The organism is Fictibacillus norfolkensis, from assembly GCF_014836645.1.
GTDB classification, from domain to species: Bacteria; Bacillota; Bacilli; order Bacillales; family Fictibacillaceae; genus Fictibacillus; species Fictibacillus norfolkensis.
This window is the reverse complement of sequence record NZ_JACSQM010000006.1, coordinates 146,154-165,930: the sequence shown is the minus strand read 5'-3', so window position 1 is coordinate 165,930 and position 19,777 is coordinate 146,154. Positions and strand designations below refer to the sequence as shown.

Annotated in this window: 13 protein-coding genes; 1 reads left to right on the top strand and 12 read right to left on the bottom strand. The window is 37.5% G+C overall.

The genetic code is table 11. The features are described 5' to 3' along the window. Window positions 1-56 precede the first annotated feature (56 nt). The 6 genes from H9648_RS14500 to H9648_RS14475 form a co-directional block, all read right to left on the bottom strand. A complete protein-coding gene (locus tag H9648_RS14500; RefSeq protein ID WP_191754512.1) occupies window positions 57-1,856 on the bottom strand; it encodes an ABC transporter ATP-binding protein in 1,800 nt (599 codons plus the stop codon). Further along, entirely contained in the window at window positions 1,822-3,579 is a 1,758-nt protein-coding gene (locus H9648_RS14495) for an ABC transporter ATP-binding protein (RefSeq protein WP_191754511.1), read from the bottom strand. Before H9648_RS14495 ends, H9648_RS14500 begins: the two co-directional genes overlap by 35 nt. Window positions 3,580-3,713: 134 nt before the next feature. Next, entirely contained in the window at window positions 3,714-4,712 is a 999-nt protein-coding gene (locus H9648_RS14490; RefSeq protein ID WP_191754510.1) for a cation diffusion facilitator family transporter, read from the bottom strand. Window positions 4,713-5,210: 498 nt separating this feature from the next. Then, window positions 5,211-6,632, bottom strand: a complete 1,422-nt coding sequence (locus H9648_RS14485) for an alanine/glycine:cation symporter family protein (RefSeq protein ID WP_191754612.1) — start codon at window positions 6,630-6,632, stop codon at window positions 5,211-5,213. A gap of 361 nt (window positions 6,633-6,993) precedes the next feature. Further along, a complete protein-coding gene (locus H9648_RS14480) occupies window positions 6,994-7,449 on the bottom strand; it encodes a threonine/serine exporter family protein (RefSeq protein ID WP_191754509.1) in 456 nt (151 codons plus the stop codon). Window positions 7,450-7,464: 15 nt separating this feature from the next. Next, window positions 7,465-8,226, bottom strand: coding sequence for a threonine/serine exporter family protein (locus tag H9648_RS14475; RefSeq protein WP_191754508.1), 762 nt, complete (start codon window positions 8,224-8,226; stop codon window positions 7,465-7,467). Between the two features lie 395 nt (window positions 8,227-8,621). Between H9648_RS14475 and H9648_RS14470 the strand changes: the two genes are divergently transcribed. Then, window positions 8,622-9,584, top strand: coding sequence for a LacI family DNA-binding transcriptional regulator (locus H9648_RS14470; RefSeq protein WP_191754507.1), 963 nt, complete (start codon window positions 8,622-8,624; stop codon window positions 9,582-9,584). A gap of 76 nt (window positions 9,585-9,660) precedes the next feature. Here the strand turns inward: H9648_RS14470 and essA are convergent, their stop codons facing one another. From essA to H9648_RS14440, 6 genes are all read right to left on the bottom strand, one after another. Continuing rightward, window positions 9,661-10,149: a type VII secretion protein EssA gene (gene essA / locus H9648_RS14465; protein WP_191754506.1), complete on the bottom strand. Its 489-nt coding sequence runs from the start codon at window positions 10,147-10,149 to the stop codon at window positions 9,661-9,663. After that, window positions 10,136-12,910 (bottom strand): type VII secretion protein EsaA, encoded by a 2,775-nt coding sequence (esaA, locus tag H9648_RS14460; protein ID WP_191754505.1) that lies wholly within the window; start codon window positions 12,908-12,910, stop codon window positions 10,136-10,138. Before esaA ends, essA begins: the two co-directional genes overlap by 14 nt. Beyond that, window positions 12,907-17,391, bottom strand: coding sequence for a type VII secretion protein EssC (essC, locus tag H9648_RS14455; protein WP_191754504.1), 4,485 nt, complete (start codon window positions 17,389-17,391; stop codon window positions 12,907-12,909). The genes esaA and essC overlap by 4 nt, the downstream gene beginning before the upstream one ends. 12 nt (window positions 17,392-17,403) lie before the next feature. Then, window positions 17,404-18,720 carry a type VII secretion protein EssB gene (gene essB, locus H9648_RS14450; protein WP_191754503.1) on the bottom strand — a complete coding sequence of 439 codons (1,317 nt, stop codon included), beginning with the start codon at window positions 18,718-18,720 and terminating at the stop codon, window positions 17,404-17,406. Between the two features lie 13 nt (window positions 18,721-18,733). Continuing rightward, on the bottom strand, window positions 18,734-18,973 hold the full coding sequence (yukD, locus tag H9648_RS14445; protein ID WP_144704142.1) for an ESX secretion system protein YukD: 240 nt from the start codon (window positions 18,971-18,973) through the stop codon (window positions 18,734-18,736). 79 nt (window positions 18,974-19,052) lie between these two features. Further along, the gene (locus tag H9648_RS14440) at window positions 19,053-19,346 is read right to left on the bottom strand and encodes a WXG100 family type VII secretion target (RefSeq protein ID WP_191754502.1); all 294 of its coding nucleotides are present in this window, start codon (window positions 19,344-19,346) and stop codon (window positions 19,053-19,055) included. Window positions 19,347-19,777 lie beyond the last annotated feature (431 nt).

Below are 19,777 nucleotides of genomic sequence, written 5' to 3'. Positions count from 1 at the left end.
TTCAAGAATCACCCTTTCATAATGACTAAAGTCTTATTCCCAATCATATTCACCTATCATGCATCTTGCTTCAATTGGCTGTGATAGAGAGAATGATAGAATTTCTTGTTCTTGAGTAATTCATCATGTGTCCCTTTTTCAAGGATACCACCATCGTGAAGGACTAAGATTTGATCAGCCTGTTGAATCGTGTTCAATCGATGTGCGATCACAAAGCTGGTTCTTCCCTGCATAAGACGCTGCAAAGCTTCTTGTATCTTCATCTCGGTAATCGTATCAATAGAGCTAGTCGCTTCATCTAAGATCAGTAGTGACGGATCTGCTAAAATAGCTCTTGCGATAGATAGAAGCTGCTTCTGTCCTTGGCTGATGCCGCTTCCTTCTTGGTTCAGTATCGTTTTATACCCTTTAGGCAGTTTCTGAACGAAAGAATGAGCATTCGCTAGTTTAGCAGCGTTTACGACTTCTTCATCTGTCGCATTTAAACGCCCGTACCGAATATTTTCAAGGATGGTACCTTCAAACAAAAAAGAATCTTGAAGGACAAACCCCATATGACTGCGGAGCGAGCTTCTTTTCACTTTTTTAATATCATGTCCATCGATTAAGATCTGACCGCTATCGCTCTCGTAAAATCTAGAAAGCAGATTTACGATAGTTGTCTTGCCTGCACCAGTCGGTCCTACTAACGCTACCGTCTCTCCTTCTTTTACCGAAAAATTCAATCCACTCACGGTTTTTTCATCCTTTTCATAAGAGAAAGAAACATCTTGGAACACTACTTTACCTTTTACAGCAGACAGTTCAGCAGCATCTGTTTCATCCATCTCCTCTTGTGATTCATCCAGGATTTCAAAGACTCTCTCCGCACCAGCAACGGCAGACAATAACGTATTAAATTGGTTGGCTAAATCATTGAGCGGTCTTGTAAATTGTCTAGAATACTCAACGAATATAACGATCACGCCGATCGATACTTTCCCATTCAACGCAAGTACGCCGCCGATTCCAGCTATTAACGCAAAGCTTCCATTGTTAAGCACGTTCATCAACTTCGGAATAAAGCCTGAGAAGGTCTGCGCCCAATATCCAGACTCTCTCAACCGTTCATTCTTAGTCATGAATTCTTCCATTACTCTTTTTTCCTGCGAAAATGATTTAACGATGCGCTGGCCAGAAGTGATCTCTTCAATATAGCCATTGATCTCGCCCAGATTTCTTTGCTGTTCTTTAAACCGTGCGCCCGTTCTTTTCGTAATCCACTTTAACCCAAAGAACATGAGTGGCACGATAGATAAAGAGATCAGCGTCAATATCGGACTTAAATAGATCATGACACCGACTGTTCCAACCAGGGTGAGTATGCTTGAAAACACTTGAATAAACGAACTGTTTAACGTGGAACTGACGTTTTCTATATCATTCGTCACCCGGCTCATCAGTTCACCATGTTGCCGTTTATCAAAAAAGGAAATCGATAATCGGTGAAACTGGTTAAACAGATCGTTTCTCATTTTTAACACGGTATCTTGTGCGATTCCGATCATCCAATAGTTTTGCAGCCAAGTAGAAAGGGATTGACCTACAAAAACAATGATAAGACCTAATAAAAGTTTGTTTAGTCCTTCTATATTTTCTTTTACAATATATGAGTCTATAGCCATACCGATCAGAAAAGGCCCAAGTAAGCTTAATGCCGAGCTTATGATGACCATGAGCAAGACTAGACTAAGCAGGAATTTTTGATCAGAAAAGTAACTTCCGATTCGTTTAATGGTACTTGCCCAATTTTTCGGTTTTACTTTTTTTCCAAATAAATGGTTATGTGGATGAGGTCTGTTTGAATCCTTTGACATGCTGGAAGTCCTCCTCCCCAAACTGTGATTGAACGATTTTTACATATAAAGGTGAGGTGTTCAACAGTTCTTCATGTGTACCCCATGCCTCAACAGCTCCATCGTCTAAAAGCAAAATATGATCAGCTTCCATCGCAGTACTAATTTTTTGTGTAATAATGAACGTTGTACAAGAATACGTTCTTAACGCTTTTAACAGCTTTCCTTCTGTTTTCAAGTCCAAAGCACTCGTACTATCATCGAGCATGAGTATTTTTGGTTTACGAACGAGCGCTCTAGCAATAGACAAGCGCTGTTTCTGTCCGCCAGAAAGGTTTACACCTCGCTGGCCGACTCGCGTATCGTATTGGTTCGGTAATTTTTCCACAGTCTCGTGAATTTGTGCATCGATGGCTGCAGATATGATCTCATCAGAAGCAGCTCCCTCTTTACCCCATCCAATATTCTCTGAAATTGATCCGGTAAAAAGAACAGCTTCTTGAGGAACCACTCCAATTCCTTTTCGCAATGTTTCAATCGGATAATTCATTACATTTTTTCCATCAACTAGTACTTCGCCTCCTGTTACATCATATAACCTCGGTACGAGTTGAAAGAGTGAGGTCTTACCTGAACCAGTTGAACCAAGTATCGCTAACGTCTCTCCTGGTTTTACAGAAAAAGAAAGATCTTTTAGAACCGGAACATCACTTCCTGGATAGTGAAAAGAAACTTTATTAAATTCGACTGCTCCATTAACTATCTTCAGAGAGCGGTCTGTATCTTGTGATTCAACGAGGTCTATTTCTGTATCTAGCACTTCTCCAATTCGCTGTGCAGATGCTTTTGCACGCGAGAAAGCCATAATAATAAACGATATTATCGTCAGTACAGAGGAAATACGGAATGAGTAGTTTACGATCGCTACCACCTCTCCTACTTCAATTGACCCCATACTCACCTGTCTGCTGCCGAACCAAAGAATAAACAGAATTCCAATATTCATGACAAACAATAAGACAGGAATCGATACTTCGATCAAACGAAGAGAGGAGACTGTTTTTTCCTTCAACTCTCCACTCGCTTGTTCAAAGCGATTTTTCTCAAAATCTCTCCGTAAGAATGCTTTAATCAGTCGCATTCCCATCAGATTTTCACGCATGACACGATTCACACCATCCAGCTTATCTTGCACATCTCTAAACATACTTCCAGCCGTCTGGAGAACCCATTTTAAGAAAAATAACAAAAACGGTAATATAACGACTAGCACTAAAGCCAGTTTCGAGTTTACGATTAAAGACATGATCACACCACCGGCTAGTAATAGTGGTGCTCGAAGCATGATCCTCAAACTCATAAATACCGTATTCTGAAGTTGCGTTACATCATTCGTCATTCGTGTTATTAATGAAGAAGCAGGAAACTTATTGAAATTTACAAAAGAAAAGGACTGTACCTTCTCAAATACACGCCGTCTAATATCAAAACCATAGTTCTGACTAACATGTGCGGAGAAGAATGAATTTGCAATACCTGCTGCAAATGCGACTAGAGCTAGTCCAAACATGACAGCTCCCCAGTACTTTATAACACTCAAGTCGCTCTTCAAGATGCCATCATCAATAATCTTAGCCATGATCAACGGCTGCAGAAGTTCAACCCCAAGTTCAGTTAACGTTAAAAAAAGAGCAACACCTATTGCGACACGGTACGCTTTTAAATACGAAAATACTTTCCACATAATTTATCCCCCGAACGTTACCGATGTTTAACATACTTAACCATCTATTAATATTCTATCCTTTTTCTAAAAAATATTTAACTATTTCGACTTCTTATCCTATTTTTTAGTAAAAAGAAAACCCGCCTAAGTGTTCAGCGGGTCTTTTCTGTCTTATCTTCTTTTCCGTTCACTTCAATTTCTGCTTTCTTTGGCCACGTTTTTACATGGTCAGTTTCTAATATTCCCATCGTAACATCACCAATGTCTGTATCTTCTAAAAGCTTATCTCTCACCCGATACTTTATATCATCTGCGTCTGCCAGAGTAAATCCTTCTTTAAGTTCAATATAGCTTTCTACATGATATCTTCGGCCTTCTTGCAAAATTCGTAGTTCTTTAATATCCACGACATCTTGATCTGAAAGAATCACATTCGCAATACGGTCTTCAACTACTTTTGGGGCTGCAACTCCAATCAGTCCTCGAGTGTTTTCGATTCCTAACTTAAATGCTACAACAACGAGAAGGAATCCGATCAATAATGTTCCGATACCATCTAATATATATGCTCCGGTTAGGTCTGCTAATACGATAGATATAAGTGCTAATAAAGCCCCAGAAGTCGCGATTAAGTCTTCATAAAAAACTAAGCGGGTTGGGGGCGCAGCTAAAGCAACATTCTTAAAAGATTCCTTTACGATCCCGAAACCTTTTGCATCACTTCTCGTCTCGTGAACAATCTCCTTCATCGCCTTTATAAGAATAAAGCCATCAACTAAGATCGCTAGTATCATGATTGATATATTCAATAACAGATTCGTTGAAGAATGTGGATCTTGTATAAGCTTCCATCCTTTTAATATCGTTTCGTAAGCCATGATAGAAACTACGATTACAGCCACTAAAACGAACAGATTCACCACGCGGCCAAAACCTGCCGGAAATCGTTTAGTCGGTTCCTTTTCAGAAAGAGCACTTCCGAAAAATACAAACGCCTGATTTAGTGCATCTGCAGCCGAATGCAGAGTTGTTGCAAACATGGCACCACTTCCGCTGACTGCAGCAGCAATTCCTTTAGCAATAGCAAGTACTGTGTTTCCTATTGCGGCAATGCCGGACGATTTATTTCCTTTTTTAAGTAGTTCAATCAAAGGTCTGCCTCCACTCTTGTTTTGTTTTTTTTTTAATTAAAATAGTTAGGAATGTCATTTATCCTTATTGACTAGGTTAATCCAAATGTATATTGCGTGCCTCCTATAATATTTAATTAGGGTAGAAGCTCTCACTGCCTCCCCTTGGAAAGCTAGTATCTTGTTACGGAAATCACTTACTTCCAAAAGCAACAAATAATAAGAAAACACTTGTTACGCAGTTTTCTAAAAGATTGCTGCTTTAAGATGTTTTCTTTTTTTCTCTTCCTATGACAAGTTGATTGAAGCGCAAGGTGGCGAGACTCCTAATGGCGCAGAGCGGCAGGAGGCTCACCGTTCGCCCCATGGAAAGCGAGCAACCTGGAGCGGAAATCAACTACTTCCAAAAGCAACAAAGGATACGAAAAACATCTTTTTAATAAGAATTCCTGTAATGCTTCTTATTTAAACCACAATAAAAAAACAGGCTGCTACAAACAGCCTGTTCATAATCGTTAACTATGATACTTTCTCTTCATTATTACCTTGTGACTCTTTATAGCCACCTTCCCAATACTCAGCGTTCTTTATGCCTAGTTTGGTTGAATCAAAAACAGGATCTAACCCCGCTTTCTTTTGCTCCTCGTAATCTTTTAATACGCGAAGTGCCGGCTTAGCTAAGATCAGGATAGCGATCAAGTTCAGCCAAACCATGATTCCTAGGCCAAGATCTCCTAGGGCCCAAGCTAAGTCTGCTGTTTTCACAGCTCCGTAATACGTCGTTCCTAACAATACAATCTTAAGCAAGAACATAGGAATTTTGTTATTCCGGCCTCTCATGAGGTATGCGATATTCGTTTCTGCAATATAGTAATACGCCATGATCGTTGTGAATGCAAAGAAAAATAATGATACAGCAACGAATCCAGAACCGAAACCAGGAAGAACAGATTCAATGGCCTCTTGAGTAAAAGCAGTACCCGCTTCTACGTTAGGAATGTTCTCGACAATAAACGACTTGTCCGCTTCATTTTGAACGTTGTACATGCCTGTAAAGAGAATCATGAACGCTGTAGCTGTACATACAAGCCATGTGTCAATATATACAGAGAACGCTTGTACAAGTCCTTGTTTAGCAGGATGCGATACTTCAGCCGCCGCAGCTGGATGAGCCCCAGTTCCTTGACCCGCTTCGTTCGAATAGATTCCACGCTTAACGCCCCACATGATCGCTGAACCTACAATTCCACCAAATGCAGAATCAAAAGAGAACGCACTTCTGAAAATTAAAGAAAGCACCTCAGGAATTTGAGGAATATGAAAAGCAACGATGATTAATGAAACAAGCACATAGCCAATTGCCATAAACGGAACCACATATTGTGCTACATTGGCAATCCTTTTAACACCACCAAAAATGATAGCGGCTAAAATAATAATTAAGAAAATACCAGTTACGGACGGATTGATGTTAAAAGCATTATCAAGTCCAGCAGCAATTGAATTAGACTGGATACCTGGCATCAATAGCGCCATAGCAGCTAAAGCTGATACTGCGAAAATAATCCCGTACCATTTCCACCCGATGCCCTTTTCAATATAATATGCAGGACCACCTCGATATTCCCCGTCCTGTTTCACTTTATAAACTTGAGCAAGTGCTGATTCAACAAAAGCACTCGAAGCACCGATAAACGCGATCATCCACATCCAGAAAACCGCACCAGGTCCACCAAAGCCTATCGCTGTTGCTGTTCCTGCGATGTTACCCGTTCCTACTCGGCCTGATAACGCAATCGCTAATGCTTGGAAAGAGGAAACCCCCGCTTTAGAACTTTTTCCTTCTAACATGAGTTTAATCATTTCTTTAAAGTGACGAACTTGCAAAAATCTCGTTAAAATTGAAAATAATAGCCCTACGCCTAAACAAAAGTAAATCATCGGCTGACTCCATAGAATCGCCACTGCATCTCCTACAAACGTTTCAAAGCTGTTCAATAACTTTACCCCCTTGTATTTGACTGAAAATTTTCTCTATTTGTAATTATAAGATAAATCATATATGATTACAAATTGTGACTCAAAAAGCCAATATCTGTTTACGTTGTTTCCTTATTATGAAGTTAGTCATGGTAAGAAAACAAGATAAAATTCTTTCCAGTATGGACATTTGTATCTTTTGTCGTGTACAAGTTCCTAGTTGAATACCAAAATTCAGATAATTAATAGTAAAATATAAGCATTAATAGATGTGCAAAAAAACCACCTGATCATCAGATGGCTTTACATACCTATTATTTTGTTAATGCGTCTTGTTTACAATCGTCTTAAGCTTTGATTTCCGAATAATCTGGTTGACCACTTCAGAGAAAACGAGACCAATAGCAATGGATCCTGAAATCATAAAGGCTTTTGCTGCTAAATTAATCGCAACGTTGTAATCATTCTCCACGAAGCTTCTCATCGCATTGTATGCAATACCGCCTGGTACTAAAGGAATGATGCCAGCTACGCTATATATGATAACGGGTGTCTTATACTTTTTGGCAAAGTATTGTGAAGCGATAGCGATCGTAAACGATGCGATAACCGTTGCTAACACCATATCTACACCATTTGTTTCTAATAAAAAATAGAATATCCAACCTATCATTCCCACTAAGCCACAGTGAAACAGGGAGCGCTTTGGACCGTTAAAAATGATAACAAACGCTGCTGATGCTATAAAACTCGTAATGATCTGTTCAACAATTGTCATCGTGAACGCTCCTTCTTAAAAAAATGAAAAGATTACAGCAATTCCTGCACCTATTGCAAAAGCTGTTAAAAAAGCATCTGCGCCTTTAGCCAGGCCCGAAATAAGGTGTCCTGCCATTAAATCACGAACAGCATTCGTAATCAGCAACCCCGGTACCAAAGGCATAACGGACCCAATAATAATTTTATCCAGCTCACCACCAATTCCTGTCGAAACAAAGAAGAGAGCTTGTAATCCAATTAAAAGGGAAGCAGAAAACTCTGAGAAAAACTTTATCGGAACTAGCTGGTGAAAATAAAGAAGGGACAAGAACCCTAGTCCACCTGTAATAAAAGCGGGCAAAAAGTCTCTCCATTCCCCTTGAAACATGATCAAGAAGCAGCCTGAAGAGACAGCTGCTGCTAATACGTGAATCCACAAAGAATAAGGAGAACCTGATGCACTAATCATTTTTAGCTCTTTATATGCTTCTTCGATCGTAAATTCACCAGCGCTGATTCTACGCGATATGCCATTCACTTGTGCGACCTTCTCTAGATCTGTTGTTCGTTCGACGATTCGAATGAGCTTCGTCTTTGTCGGCTCATCACCTTCTACAGAAAAAAGAATTCCTGTTGGTGTTACGTAAGGGTGCGACTGATAAGCACCAAAAGAAGAAGCGATACGCATCATCGTATCCTCCACACGGTACGTTTCAGCTCCGCTTTGCAGCATAATTTTGCCTGCTAGTAGACAAACTGCCATTATATCGTAGGTTTCTTGTTTCTCCATTTCCATTTAGCATACTCTCCAATTAATTACTTACCTTCATTCTACCCAAAAGTAGAGCGTTAATATTTTTACAGTTTAACTGATTGTGACTAATTTCGGCAATGGAGTTGAACAAGTTTACAGATGTTACTACAATAAATTTAATTGGTTAGTCACCATACACATCAAATAAATAACTAAACCGATCCTTTTTATCCCTTTTCTTTTGGGGCAGCCCGCTTTTTTCCTGAAGTGAAACTGTAAACGAAGACAGGTATAGGACTGAGAAGCACATGAAACTAAGACTAACGATGCCAGTTAAAATCACCATACGGCATACCTCCTTTTGTGTATATGCAAAGGGTATGGTATGAAACGCGTTTCAGAGCAAGCAAAACTTTTTTAAAAGAAAAGGTGAAGGCATGACCAATATAAGAGATATCGCAAAGATGGCCGGTGTTTCTGTTACGACAGTCTCACGTGTAATCAATAATCATCCATATGTTAGCGAGGAAAAAGTATCTGCTGTAAAAGCTGCTATAAAAAAATTTAACTATCACCGTAACATTAACGCCGTTCATTTGAGCAAAGGAAAAACTCATTTAATCGGTGTAGTTGTTCCGTTCTCTAACCATCCTTACTTTGGTCTATTGATTGAAGGAATCGCGAATGCCGCATTAGATCATAATTATAAGCTTGTTCTTATTCAAACGAACTATGAAGAAACAAAAGAAATGGAAGCTTTGAGGATGCTTGAAGACAAGCAGATCGATGCGCTGATCATCTGTTCGAGGATCTGTCCATGGGACGTTATTGAAAGTTACAGTGTGTATGGACCTATCATCCTTTGTGAAGATTCAAGAAACAACAAGATTTCCTCTACATTTATTGATCATTATAAAACATTTACCATGGCTCTTGATTATTTATACCAAAAAGGACATCAACAAATCGGCTATACGATCGGAAGGCAGACAGGTACAAACAGCAGCCAGAGAGATGCTGCTTATAAAGACTTCTTAATAAGTAACGCCTTATGTTTTGAACCAAATTACATCTTCACAAATCGTTTTGATGTTGAAGATGGTGTTAACGTAGCAGAGCATCTATTGGACATGAAAAATCGTCCGACCGCTCTACTTGTCACGAGCGATCAAGTAGCCGCTGGAATCCTAACAGGTTGCAGAGAAAACGGCCTAGCCGTTCCAGACGACCTCGCAATCATGAGCTTTGATAATCAACCCATCTCAAGGGTTATGCATATTACAACACTTGAAATTCCTTTTTTTGAAGTCGGCAAAAAACTTTTTCAGCAAGCATTGAACGGTAAGGAAGCAGCACATGAAGAGGTTCAGGTACGATTGATTGAGCGGAAGACAGTTTAACATAAAAAGAAAGCTAGCACTTAGAAGGGGTTAAACTCACCTCGTAAGAGCTAGCTTTTTTGTTAAGGATGACTGTTTAATGTTGTTTTGTTTTTTTTCTCATACCAGGTATGAGTAGTGCTAATAATACCGCAACGCCTAGAATAATTAAGGCAGAATAGATCACCGATATTGAAGATCCTGTTGTATCCTTATTCTGCTCTTCCCCATCATCGACAGCTGATAGATTATCTTCTCTTCCAGAAGCGAATAGTCCCATCGTTTTAGCTTTAGATGCCGTACTATTATCCACCTTAACAGATTGATCAAACAATCCATCTTGCAAATCTTCCAATTGGTTATCTGCCGTCTTCGTAAACGTTAAATCCTTCTGCTCTTCCGGAAGCCGTTTTTTCTTTCCGGACAGAGATTCCTCTTGAAGATATTCAGTGCTTTCTTTAATCTGATTTTCTTCATATAGATTTGGCGCTAAATCTCTAATGCTTGCACCTGCAAATACTGTTTCTGGTCCAATGCATATGAGAAATAGTATCATGACCGATAAAATCTTTTTAATAAGCTTCATGCGCCTGGTCCGTATTTGTTTTCTTAGATGGTTTTTTCCATAATTGAACGGCATATGGAATTAACGACAATATGATAATCAAACCAACTAAGAAAAAACAGCCTATTAAATAATCATTATCTGCACCGTATTGTATGGACAGATATATAGCAGACATTGGATCATCATATTGGAAGTTAGGTGCTGCTAGAGCAAGTAATGGGCTAACAAAGAATAAGATTAGACCTACACTAGCAATCCATCCGATGAATTGACCAACATTAAACGCTGAGCGTACTAAGGTTGATGCAGCTGTAAGTAATAGTATAGTGAAAACAGAAAACTGAATCGAATTTGTATTTGATAATGAGTAGATCTCAAGACCAAACAAACTAATAACTAGACCTACGATCAAGTTCAACAACCCGAAAACAGAATTTTTCACTAAAAATGGAAGCGGGCTAAAATAATAACTGAAATAGCCAATTAGTAAACTACTGATTAAAATAACGATAAGAATTGCCACTGGCGGTACAGCTTTAACAGCTTGTGAATCTACCTGTGGATTATCACCAGAAACTTTTAATGGATTAGCTAAGTAATCATATACGTACCCATTACTTTGCCCATCTAGGTAAGTATTGCCGAGTACATCAAATACATCATCTCTTACCAACTTGGTAGATTCTACGTTCGTTGTCCATTTTTCATTTAATACCGTTGCATCATTCTGAACACTACTTACTTTTGTTTGTAGATCACCCGTATAATTTACGACTGATGTTTGTCTTTCACCTATATTATTCATTAAGTCATTAATCATCATTACTTCTTGATTAATGCTTTGTTGATTTGATATTAATTGTGAACCTTCATTAGCTTGAGATGGCTCATTCATTTTTATTTCTTGTAATTTCATTAACGCTTTGTTTGCACTATCTTCTATTGAACCTATGTTCTTCATAAGTTCCTGTTGTTGTTCGTCTAAGCTTAACTGATAATCCTGTTTAAAGTTAGTGAAGTTATCTCCTAATCCCTTCATTTCTTGCTGTGTTACTGGAAAATTAGTTTGAAGTTCATTCCATTTATTTCTTTCCTCTTCATCTAAACTAAGAGTCAGCTTTATTCGTGTCTTTAGGTCCTCATTAGAAAGTACTGCTTCTTTACTGCTGTTATCATTTCCTATTAGTACCGCTTCATATTGCGACAAAAGTGCAAAATAGGAAAGTGTTCCTTCCAAATTACCCATAGGAAGTGGAGAATTAAACAATCCGGACAAGCCGTTGTTTAATTTTAATATCTCTCCTTCTTTCTCTTGGATTTGAATAAATAATTTTAAATTACCTTCTCTTAGTTTTTTATTGGCATTAATAATCTCTTGATAATTTACAAAAAGATTATTATAAAGTTCCTTTAGCTTTGAATATTCTATTTTCCAGCTATCTTCATTCGCTTTTGTTTCAATTTTTACTTTTAAATCTGAAATTTTCACACTAATCGCTGTTAATTGTTCTATAGCTGTAATAACCTCTGGTTGTGGATTTGGAATTGCAACCAACAGATCTTTCACTTGTGTTACTTGTTGATTAATGGCGAGTAATTCATTCAACTCTTCATCAAAACTTGCTTTATTTGGATCTTCTGGATCAACTGGATTACCAATATCACCTGGATCTCCGTCTTGAGCATTTCCTAGTTGAGCTCGTGCAACTTTTATTTTTTCTTCTAACTGTCTTAGATCTGTCTGCCTTTGTTGACTTACATAAGCATCTATAATATCACTATGAATTACATCCATATCTGATATTTGTCTTTCAACTTGCTCTATTCTTTCTTTATTTAGATCATTAATAGATTGATTGTTACCTTCCAACAATTTATTTATCCCAGACATATTAGTAATAAACCTTTCACCTTGATCATTAAAAATACGTTGGGACTCGCTGTGTCTAGCGATAAAATTTTCTTTTCCAGCATCAATTAAAGCCAAATTTTGTTGTTGCGCTTCCCCCAATAAAGCCTGCTGATCAGCTTGATAATCTTTATATTTTTCGACATATTGAACAAATGATGAAAGTGTTTGTTCAAATTGATTTAAGCTATTTGCTCGTTGTGGTGATGTCTCATCCGCTTGCTTCATACTTGATTGAAGCTGAACAAGCATATCTTTTTGCCTTTCTAGCTCTCCGGCAAGTTCACCGGAACTAGGCTTATAAAAACTAATCATCGTTGTTTGGAACTCAATCTCTTTCTCCAATATACGGTCAAACTCTGTTCTAACCTTTTTCATATCTTGAGAGACATAGTTCCAATAAAGCGATGTCATTTGTTTATTTAATCGATTACCCGCATAATCCAGTTCACGTAATATTTTTTCTTTATTTACAGCCGTTAACTGCGATTGAACTGTGTATTGAAAATCAGCTTTAGTAGGCTGTTTTTCATCATATGTCATAACATTAGAAGTAAAGTTTGAAGGGATATAAACAACAGCATCATACTTCTTGTTTTTAAGACCGCTATCTGCTGCACTTCTGCTGATAACTGTGTACTTATAGTCTGATCCGTCTTTTAGAATAGCTGGAACTTCCCTGCCTAACTGTAATTGATTCTCCTCTTCTTCTGAACCGAGATCTTCATTTACAATTGCTATAGAACGGGTCCCGTTAGCTTTTACTTCCATAGGATTCTCCCCCAAAAAGTTCATAAACAGTTGGGGGAATACTAGAATAATAGCCACAGCCAGAAGCATCTTTATCCTATATTTCCATGAGTTCATCATGTGTATATCTTCCTTTCGATGACACTTAGAGGAATTTGAATTTTTGTTTCTTTTCCATTTTCTACGTAATAACCGTACCCTGCATGAACATCTTCTTCTTTCCTGTTATAAGGTAAGGTAAACAGGCTTTGTTCCGATTTTTTCATTAATACGAGCGCTTGGCGTATTTGCTTGATCTCATTCGTGAACAAGTCAAAACCTTTTGTGATTTCGTTGTTGTTTCCTGAGACAATAACATTAAATCCAAGATGACTGTAATTTTTCATGTACTTAGATAATCGATCTTGAAGCAGACTATCTGTAGATTGAAGGAACCTTGAGTACCCATCAACTACAAAGTATAAAGGGGTAAAAGTTTGATTCAATGTTGTGCCTTTTGATAAAGCTTCTACATATTCCCTCTCTCTGTGCTTAAGTATTTCTTCTGTTTGATCTAGCCATGCTGAGATTTGTTCTTTCGTTTCGAGATACACGACTTTTTCCTCTCCAACATAATTGGAAAGTCCACGATCCACTGAATCAAACATACCTATCGTTTCTGTATCTTGAAGCAAAATGGTATTTAGCATAACTCTTAACGCATTGGTTTTTCCTTTTTGCGTTTGTCCAACGATTAAGCAATGCTTGTTCTTAAGAAAGTTCACATAGACCGGCTGCACAAATTCCTCGTCAAGCCCAATTGGTAATATACCTGGTCTTTGATTCCCTTTTGTATATTGGGTGAAGTTCACCATCGTTAGTTCAGAAGGCAGCATTGGTATTGGTTCTGGACTCGTACTATCTTTGTACTTTTCAACAATGCCCATAATATCTTGTTTCATATATTCTAATAGTTCATAATCGTCATCGCCCCGAGTTGGCAGATAAACTTGAGAGAAATATGCTTCTTCTCGCTTAATAATTGCTCTTCCAGGGATAGGCTCTAACGAAAATGGCACCTTACCTAGAACAGTATACGATTCTGAATGATCCATTAAATAATGCACGATCTTAGTTTTTAAGTTATTCATGAGAGACTGTCTAACCGAATTGATTCTTGTAGCTGTAAAGATCATATAAATCCCTAACGTTTGTCCATCCCGTGCAAACTGAGTCATCTGCATTTCTAAGTCAGGCATCTCTTCTTTGACTAGATCAAAGTTATCAATCGTTAAAAATAGGATTGGTAGCTTTTGCTCGTGAAGTTTGTTATACATTTTTATACTGCTTACTTCACTTTTTTGAAATTGCTGTTTACGTTCTGCTATTTCATCTTTTAAAAATCTCATGAACTTTTCTATCTTTCTTTCTTCGTCCATCAAGAAGTAATCTGCCGTATGAGGAAGTTGTTTTAAAGGTAGAAGAGCACCATTTCCAAAGTCAAACAGATAATAGTGTAACTCCTCAGGACTTAACTTTGTTGCCATGGATAACAAAATTGTCATAACGGAATGTGACTTACCATAACCCGATGAACCGAAGATCCCAATGTTTCCATCATCCATTAATTTGTATACATAAGGAGTTTGTGACTGTTTCTCAGGCTCGTCAACTAAACCTAAATAAATATCAGAGTCTTTTTCCTCAAATTCTATTTTATGAATTAAACGATTGTTTAATGGAGGCAGCCAAGGACTGTTCAACTTTTTAATTCCCATTTCCTTCTGCAGCTCTTCAATTCGATCAACAATTACATCTATTTCTGCTTCTGCATCCTTTTTCTTTTTAGAATCGGATGATAGTCCGGATAAAGGTACCAGACCTAAATCTGTTACAAGTGCGACTTCATCTTCACTAACCACGTTTTCCTCCAAGTATGGCGCACCACTCCAAGCCGATTGGAATAATTCGTAAACTTCATTATTACCGACCTGAAGGTAACCTCTACCCGTCACTGTTATGGAAGAAGCATCAGCATTTTTTAAAATTTCTCTACTATCTGCTGCATCCTGAACCTTTAAAGCTATTTTAAATCGAGCATTACTCCAAATCTGATCGTCGATGACCCCGCCTGGTTTTTGTGTAGCAAGTATAAGATGCACACCCAAACTTCTTCCGATCCTCGCAGCACTGACTAATTCTTTAATGAATTCAGGTTCTTCACTTTTCAATTCTGCAAATTCATCAGAAATTAAAAACAGATGCGGCATCGGTTCTTTGGTTTCACCACGTTTATACAGATTTGTATATTCATTGATGTGGTTTACTTCATATTTATCAAATAGTCTTTGCCGTCTTTTTAACTCACTTTTGATGGAAGCAAGTGCCCTTGCAGTAAAGTTTCGGCTTCCTTCTATATTAGTGATTGTACCTAACAGATGTGGCATATTCTTAAATGGTTGGGCCATTCCGCCACCTTTATAATCAATTAACAAAAAGGCAACTTCATGAGGATGAAAATTAACAGCTAGAGATAAGATATAAGTTTGTAAGAATTCACTCTTACCAGACCCTGTCGTCCCTGCTAAAAGACCATGTGGACCATGAGCTTTTTCGTGCAAATTGAGTTCAACTAGATCTTCTTTACCCTTTAACCCTATTGGTACTGCAAGTGACTTAGAAGATTCTCTGGTTGTCCAATTGTGCTGAATCGGCAGATCTATAACTTCTTTTGCTCCAAATAGCTCAAGAAATGACACACTGTTTGGAATGGAATTTGTCATTCCAACAAGATGATTCAATGTCTTCAGGGTTCTTGCATATCTTTCATTTCCGTCTTGCTTATGTGCATCGAGTTTGAAAGGTATTTGTACAGCTTTTTTATCCTCGATTAATATGTCGCCCTCTGCCTCGTTGATGTAACGAACAAGAGTATGAATATTGTCAGTTAAACTTTCTTTTGTTTCTGCTGCAAACACTACCGAAATGCCTAAGTGAGAGTATTCTCCTTCTAAATATTCAAGCAATACATGTTCTGAAAGCAACTGTTGATCGAGTACGATAAAAACTAGATGAGGAGAAAACCTGATTTTATCTTTTTGGCTGTGCGTATCTAAATCTCGCTCCCGAATCAATTCATAAACTGAGGATAATAGTTGATCCCTCGTCTGTTCATTATAGATTAGACCTTTAGCATGAGAGTTAGGCAGCTGAAAATGAGGCAGCCATTTTACCCATTCCCATTGGCTGTAGTCTTTTTCATTAAAGATAAAAATTAACCGTACATCATGGTAGCTATGGAAAAATGCCAATTGGCCGATGAGCTGATGAAGTTCATTCTTCATTACTGATTCTTTCCCTATAAGACCCATTGCTCCATTTGATAAGTTAACGGTGATTGGAACGTTTTTAACTTCTTGGTATACTTTTTCCATCTTTTGTGATTGCTCTAGCAGGTCATCGATTTCCCTATTTGCCATATCTCCACTGTTTAAAGAAAGCGTATAGCTAGAAGGAACGTTTCCTAGTCCTATTCTTATTTGAAGAAGATCGTGGCTTTCAAGTGTTCTTTCCCAAATTCGATCAGATATTTCTTCTGTGTAATATTTCATCTGCTCAAACGACGGATAATGATACTGAAGGACATTCCTCTGCTTTTCCGCTAACTCTTCAAGTTCTTTTCTCTTGTTATCGAGATACAAGTTGTAAACCTTCTGGCGTTTAATCTTTCTTTTCTTGAAGTTTCCACGTTCTTTAAAATACTGAACCGAAGAAGTAACAAGTGTAGTAGCAAACATCACCATTGAAACGATAATAAAAATCCCTCTAGGTTGTACGATTGCAACAATACCCATAACAAGCATCATTAATAGAGGAGGCATGATAATTAACCAAAGACCTCTATTGGGGTTTTCACCCTCTTGTGATGGAAATGACAGCGTTACTTTATCTTTGGGTAGATCAAAAACCATTCGTGGTGTTCTTCGATAATTTGGATATTTCTTGCTCATTTCTGAAACAGGCTTCTTTGCTGCAGGGAGTTTGGTTGTGAAATCTTTTCTACTAATAACCTGAATTAAGTCTGTATCCAATAATTTAATGGACATGAAAGGCCAAAATAGAAGATCACCTACCTCAAATTTAGTAGGACCTGCAATTTTATGACCGTTCAGATAAAGCTCGCCTTTATTCGGTGAAATCATCCATCTCTCTCTAGCTTTTATTAGAACGAATGAAACTTCTTCAGAACCAAAGCTCTCTATAGGTTGATAAGTGAGATCAGCCTCAGAGCCTGTTGCAGAAAACGTGTACTCTTTTTCAAAACCAATATAATAAGATTTCTTTAATTCAATATCTGTTGTAAGGTAGATTCGTAATGTTTGATCTCCATCCGATACCTGAAATAAATTCTCTTCCGTCACAGGACCGATGACTTTACCATCTTGGTAAACCTCTATCTTTTCCTTGTTTCGACTGATTGTTAAAGGACCCTTGCTAAATGGAAATTTTCTAACCGTAACCGTATCTGAAATGTTCGGACCGATCGTTAACGATTTTAGAGACTCGTTATCCAAGTTGATCTGCTGATAGTTCATATTAAAAAACACCCATAGTGTGCTCATACTTCACCCCCTTTAATTCGCATTGGTCGGTTTCGGTGGTGTTGCAGGCTTTTGCTTCTTTTCAGCAGCTGCTGCTTCTTCCTTAGCCTTTTGTTCCATTGCTTCTTGTTCTTTTTGCTTTTCTTCTTCAGCTTTTCTTTCTTCTTCTTTAAGTCTCGCTTCTTCTTCTTTCATTGCTTCTTGCTCTTCGAGATACTCATCTATTTCAGCTTGTACTTCTTTAATTTTTTGCTGTTTTTCCTCACTGCTTAATTTATCATCAGACTTTAATACTTCACGATATTTAATAAGTGAGAACATAATAAGGTCCTTATCTTCTAACGAACGTGCAATGTCAAGCGCTTCCTTCGCATTCCCTCTTCCGATATGTATCCAATATTGAAAATAGAGAGGTTCCGATTGTAAAGAAACAGTGTTTTGGATATTTTCCTTTTGCTCTTCAGTCAGTGATTCATTGATTATGTATGATGACGCTAGCTGGTATTGAACTACATTAGGCATGTCCTCGACATCATAATCAGACATTACCTCAACGACTTCACTGTATTCTTTACCTAGAAAATGTTCGTTACTGCTAACAAATGCTTCTTGTCTGGGCTGTAAAAAGAACAGGGAATAGATCGTATATACAATAGCTGGGATGAAACATATCAATAATCCTAATGATGCATATTGTGTAAACTTCCATTTCTTTTGTGGAATATTTAGCATCAATTTATCTTTTTCATCTATATCATTTAATTTTTTTTGTATGAAAAGTAACAGTCCATTCAAATCATCTACTTCTAATGCCTCTTTAGCAGTGGTTGATAATTCGATGGTTTCATGAAGCTTTAAGTAATCATGAAAGGAATGTTTACCGTCTACTAAGAAAGCAATCGTAGCTTTAAGCTCTTTCCAAACTCTTTCATGCTCTGCTTCGTAAGGAGGAATACTTTCTTTCACTCCATAATGTAGAAAAGCTGGTGATAGACTTTGATCAAATACTATGTTTTCAGGACATACTACCAAATGTAAACGATTCAACGTGTGTTCTTTTACTTTTTTTGTTAATTGAAACGCAAACATCCATTTACTTCTATCATTTTGACTTGTTAATTCGGGAAAATACCGGTAATTAGAGTGGGGGAGGATAGTTATCTTAAGCTCGTTTTCATCAACGATAATGGACCGTTGGATATCTGTATCTAATTCTTTTAAAAGTTCTACTTCAATTACGTTATCTAGTTTTATTTTTTCTTTTTGAAATGCAAAAGTAATAGAATCCTCATCTCTACTAATCTGGGATTCTAAGATTTGTTCCAAATATGTTTTATTTTTTTCGGTCATTGCTTAGACCCCCTCAAAGAATTTCAAAACGATCACCTGTTAATATTCCACTCTCTATCAGCTTTTGGTTTCCGGAGAGTACAATATTTTTATTTGGCACACGTACCCAGTAACCGTCTCTAGGCGGAGAGTCAATTTCTTTTGTTTGCCAAACAATATCTATCACTTTTTTAACAGTATGGAAGTTTGAAAGTCGAAGATCAAAAGCTTCCCCTGTATAATTTTTTAAATCTACGGTAACTTCAATGTACATAATCATCACCTCAAAAAATGAAGAGCGCCTTTAATAAAGAAGGCGCCCCCATGAAACAAAGTACCAAAAGTTAAAAAGGTTACCCTCTAATTTGGCTTGCGATTTGGTTATCAGCGTCTTCTAGAGCTCTAGATGTATTGTTAAGTTGAGCGGAGATATCTTCAAGCAACTGTTGCATTTGAAGGAAAGATGGTTTTAATGCCTCATATTGTTGGCTGAAAGCTTTACTTGCTTCCCCTTCCCACATACCTTCTAATTGGCTGATCATTGCATTTAATCTAGAGATTTGTTCTCCTACTTGACTGCTTTCATTGGAGTAACGACCTGACATATCTACTAACTCTGCTGGTGTAACGCGAATAATTCCTGACATTTTCTTCTCTCCCTTATTTTTTAAAATTTATAAACAACGATCTTTAAGATCGGTTGCTTCTAACTAGAAATGGATAAATACACCTATATTTGCCCTATTATGGAAATAACGAAACCATAAATTTGTAAATTTTTGATACTATTTACTTATCACTACCAAAACCCTTGATATGAGTGACGTTAGAGCAACGGAATATTTTCTACCCAAACCAATTACTACCATATTTTTACACGATATTTCAATAACTATCTTGTCTTTTATCGAATTTTGAATCCTTATAACCATGATTAAAGTCCCAAAATATTTTTTCGTAAGTTAATCCCTCTCCCTTTTATACTATAAAATTACCTTTAATTTAAAACGTTGATTTGTATTCTCAAATAGTTTATATGGAGGTTAATCTTCAATTTTTTAAAGTAAAGCAGATAAAA

Excerpts from the sequence above, each read along its gene's own strand:
- H9648_RS14475 (WP_191754508.1), bottom strand. The coding sequence starts at position 8,226 with ATGGAAATGGAGAAACAAGAAACCTACGATATAATGGCAGTTTGTCTA.
- essB (WP_191754503.1), bottom strand. The coding sequence starts at position 18,720 with ATGACCGAAAAAAATAAAACATATTTGGAACAAATCTTAGAATCCCAG.
- yukD (WP_144704142.1), bottom strand. The coding sequence starts at position 18,973 with ATGTACATTGAAGTTACCGTAGATTTAAAAAATTATACAGGGGAAGCT.
- H9648_RS14470 (WP_191754507.1), top strand. The coding sequence starts at position 8,622 with ATGACCAATATAAGAGATATCGCAAAGATGGCCGGTGTTTCTGTTACG.
- H9648_RS14495 (WP_191754511.1), bottom strand. The coding sequence starts at position 3,579 with ATGTGGAAAGTATTTTCGTATTTAAAAGCGTACCGTGTCGCAATAGGT.
- H9648_RS14480 (WP_191754509.1), bottom strand. The coding sequence starts at position 7,449 with ATGACAATTGTTGAACAGATCATTACGAGTTTTATAGCATCAGCAGCG.
- H9648_RS14485 (WP_191754612.1), bottom strand. The coding sequence starts at position 6,632 with ATGATTTACTTTTGTTTAGGCGTAGGGCTATTATTTTCAATTTTAACG.
- esaA (WP_191754505.1), bottom strand. The coding sequence starts at position 12,910 with ATGATGAACTCATGGAAATATAGGATAAAGATGCTTCTGGCTGTGGCT.
- H9648_RS14440 (WP_191754502.1), bottom strand. The coding sequence starts at position 19,346 with ATGTCAGGAATTATTCGCGTTACACCAGCAGAGTTAGTAGATATGTCA.
- essC (WP_191754504.1), bottom strand. The coding sequence starts at position 17,391 with ATGAGCACACTATGGGTGTTTTTTAATATGAACTATCAGCAGATCAAC.
- H9648_RS14500 (WP_191754512.1), bottom strand. The coding sequence starts at position 1,856 with ATGTCAAAGGATTCAAACAGACCTCATCCACATAACCATTTATTTGGA.
- essA (WP_191754506.1), bottom strand. The coding sequence starts at position 10,149 with ATGAAGCTTATTAAAAAGATTTTATCGGTCATGATACTATTTCTCATA.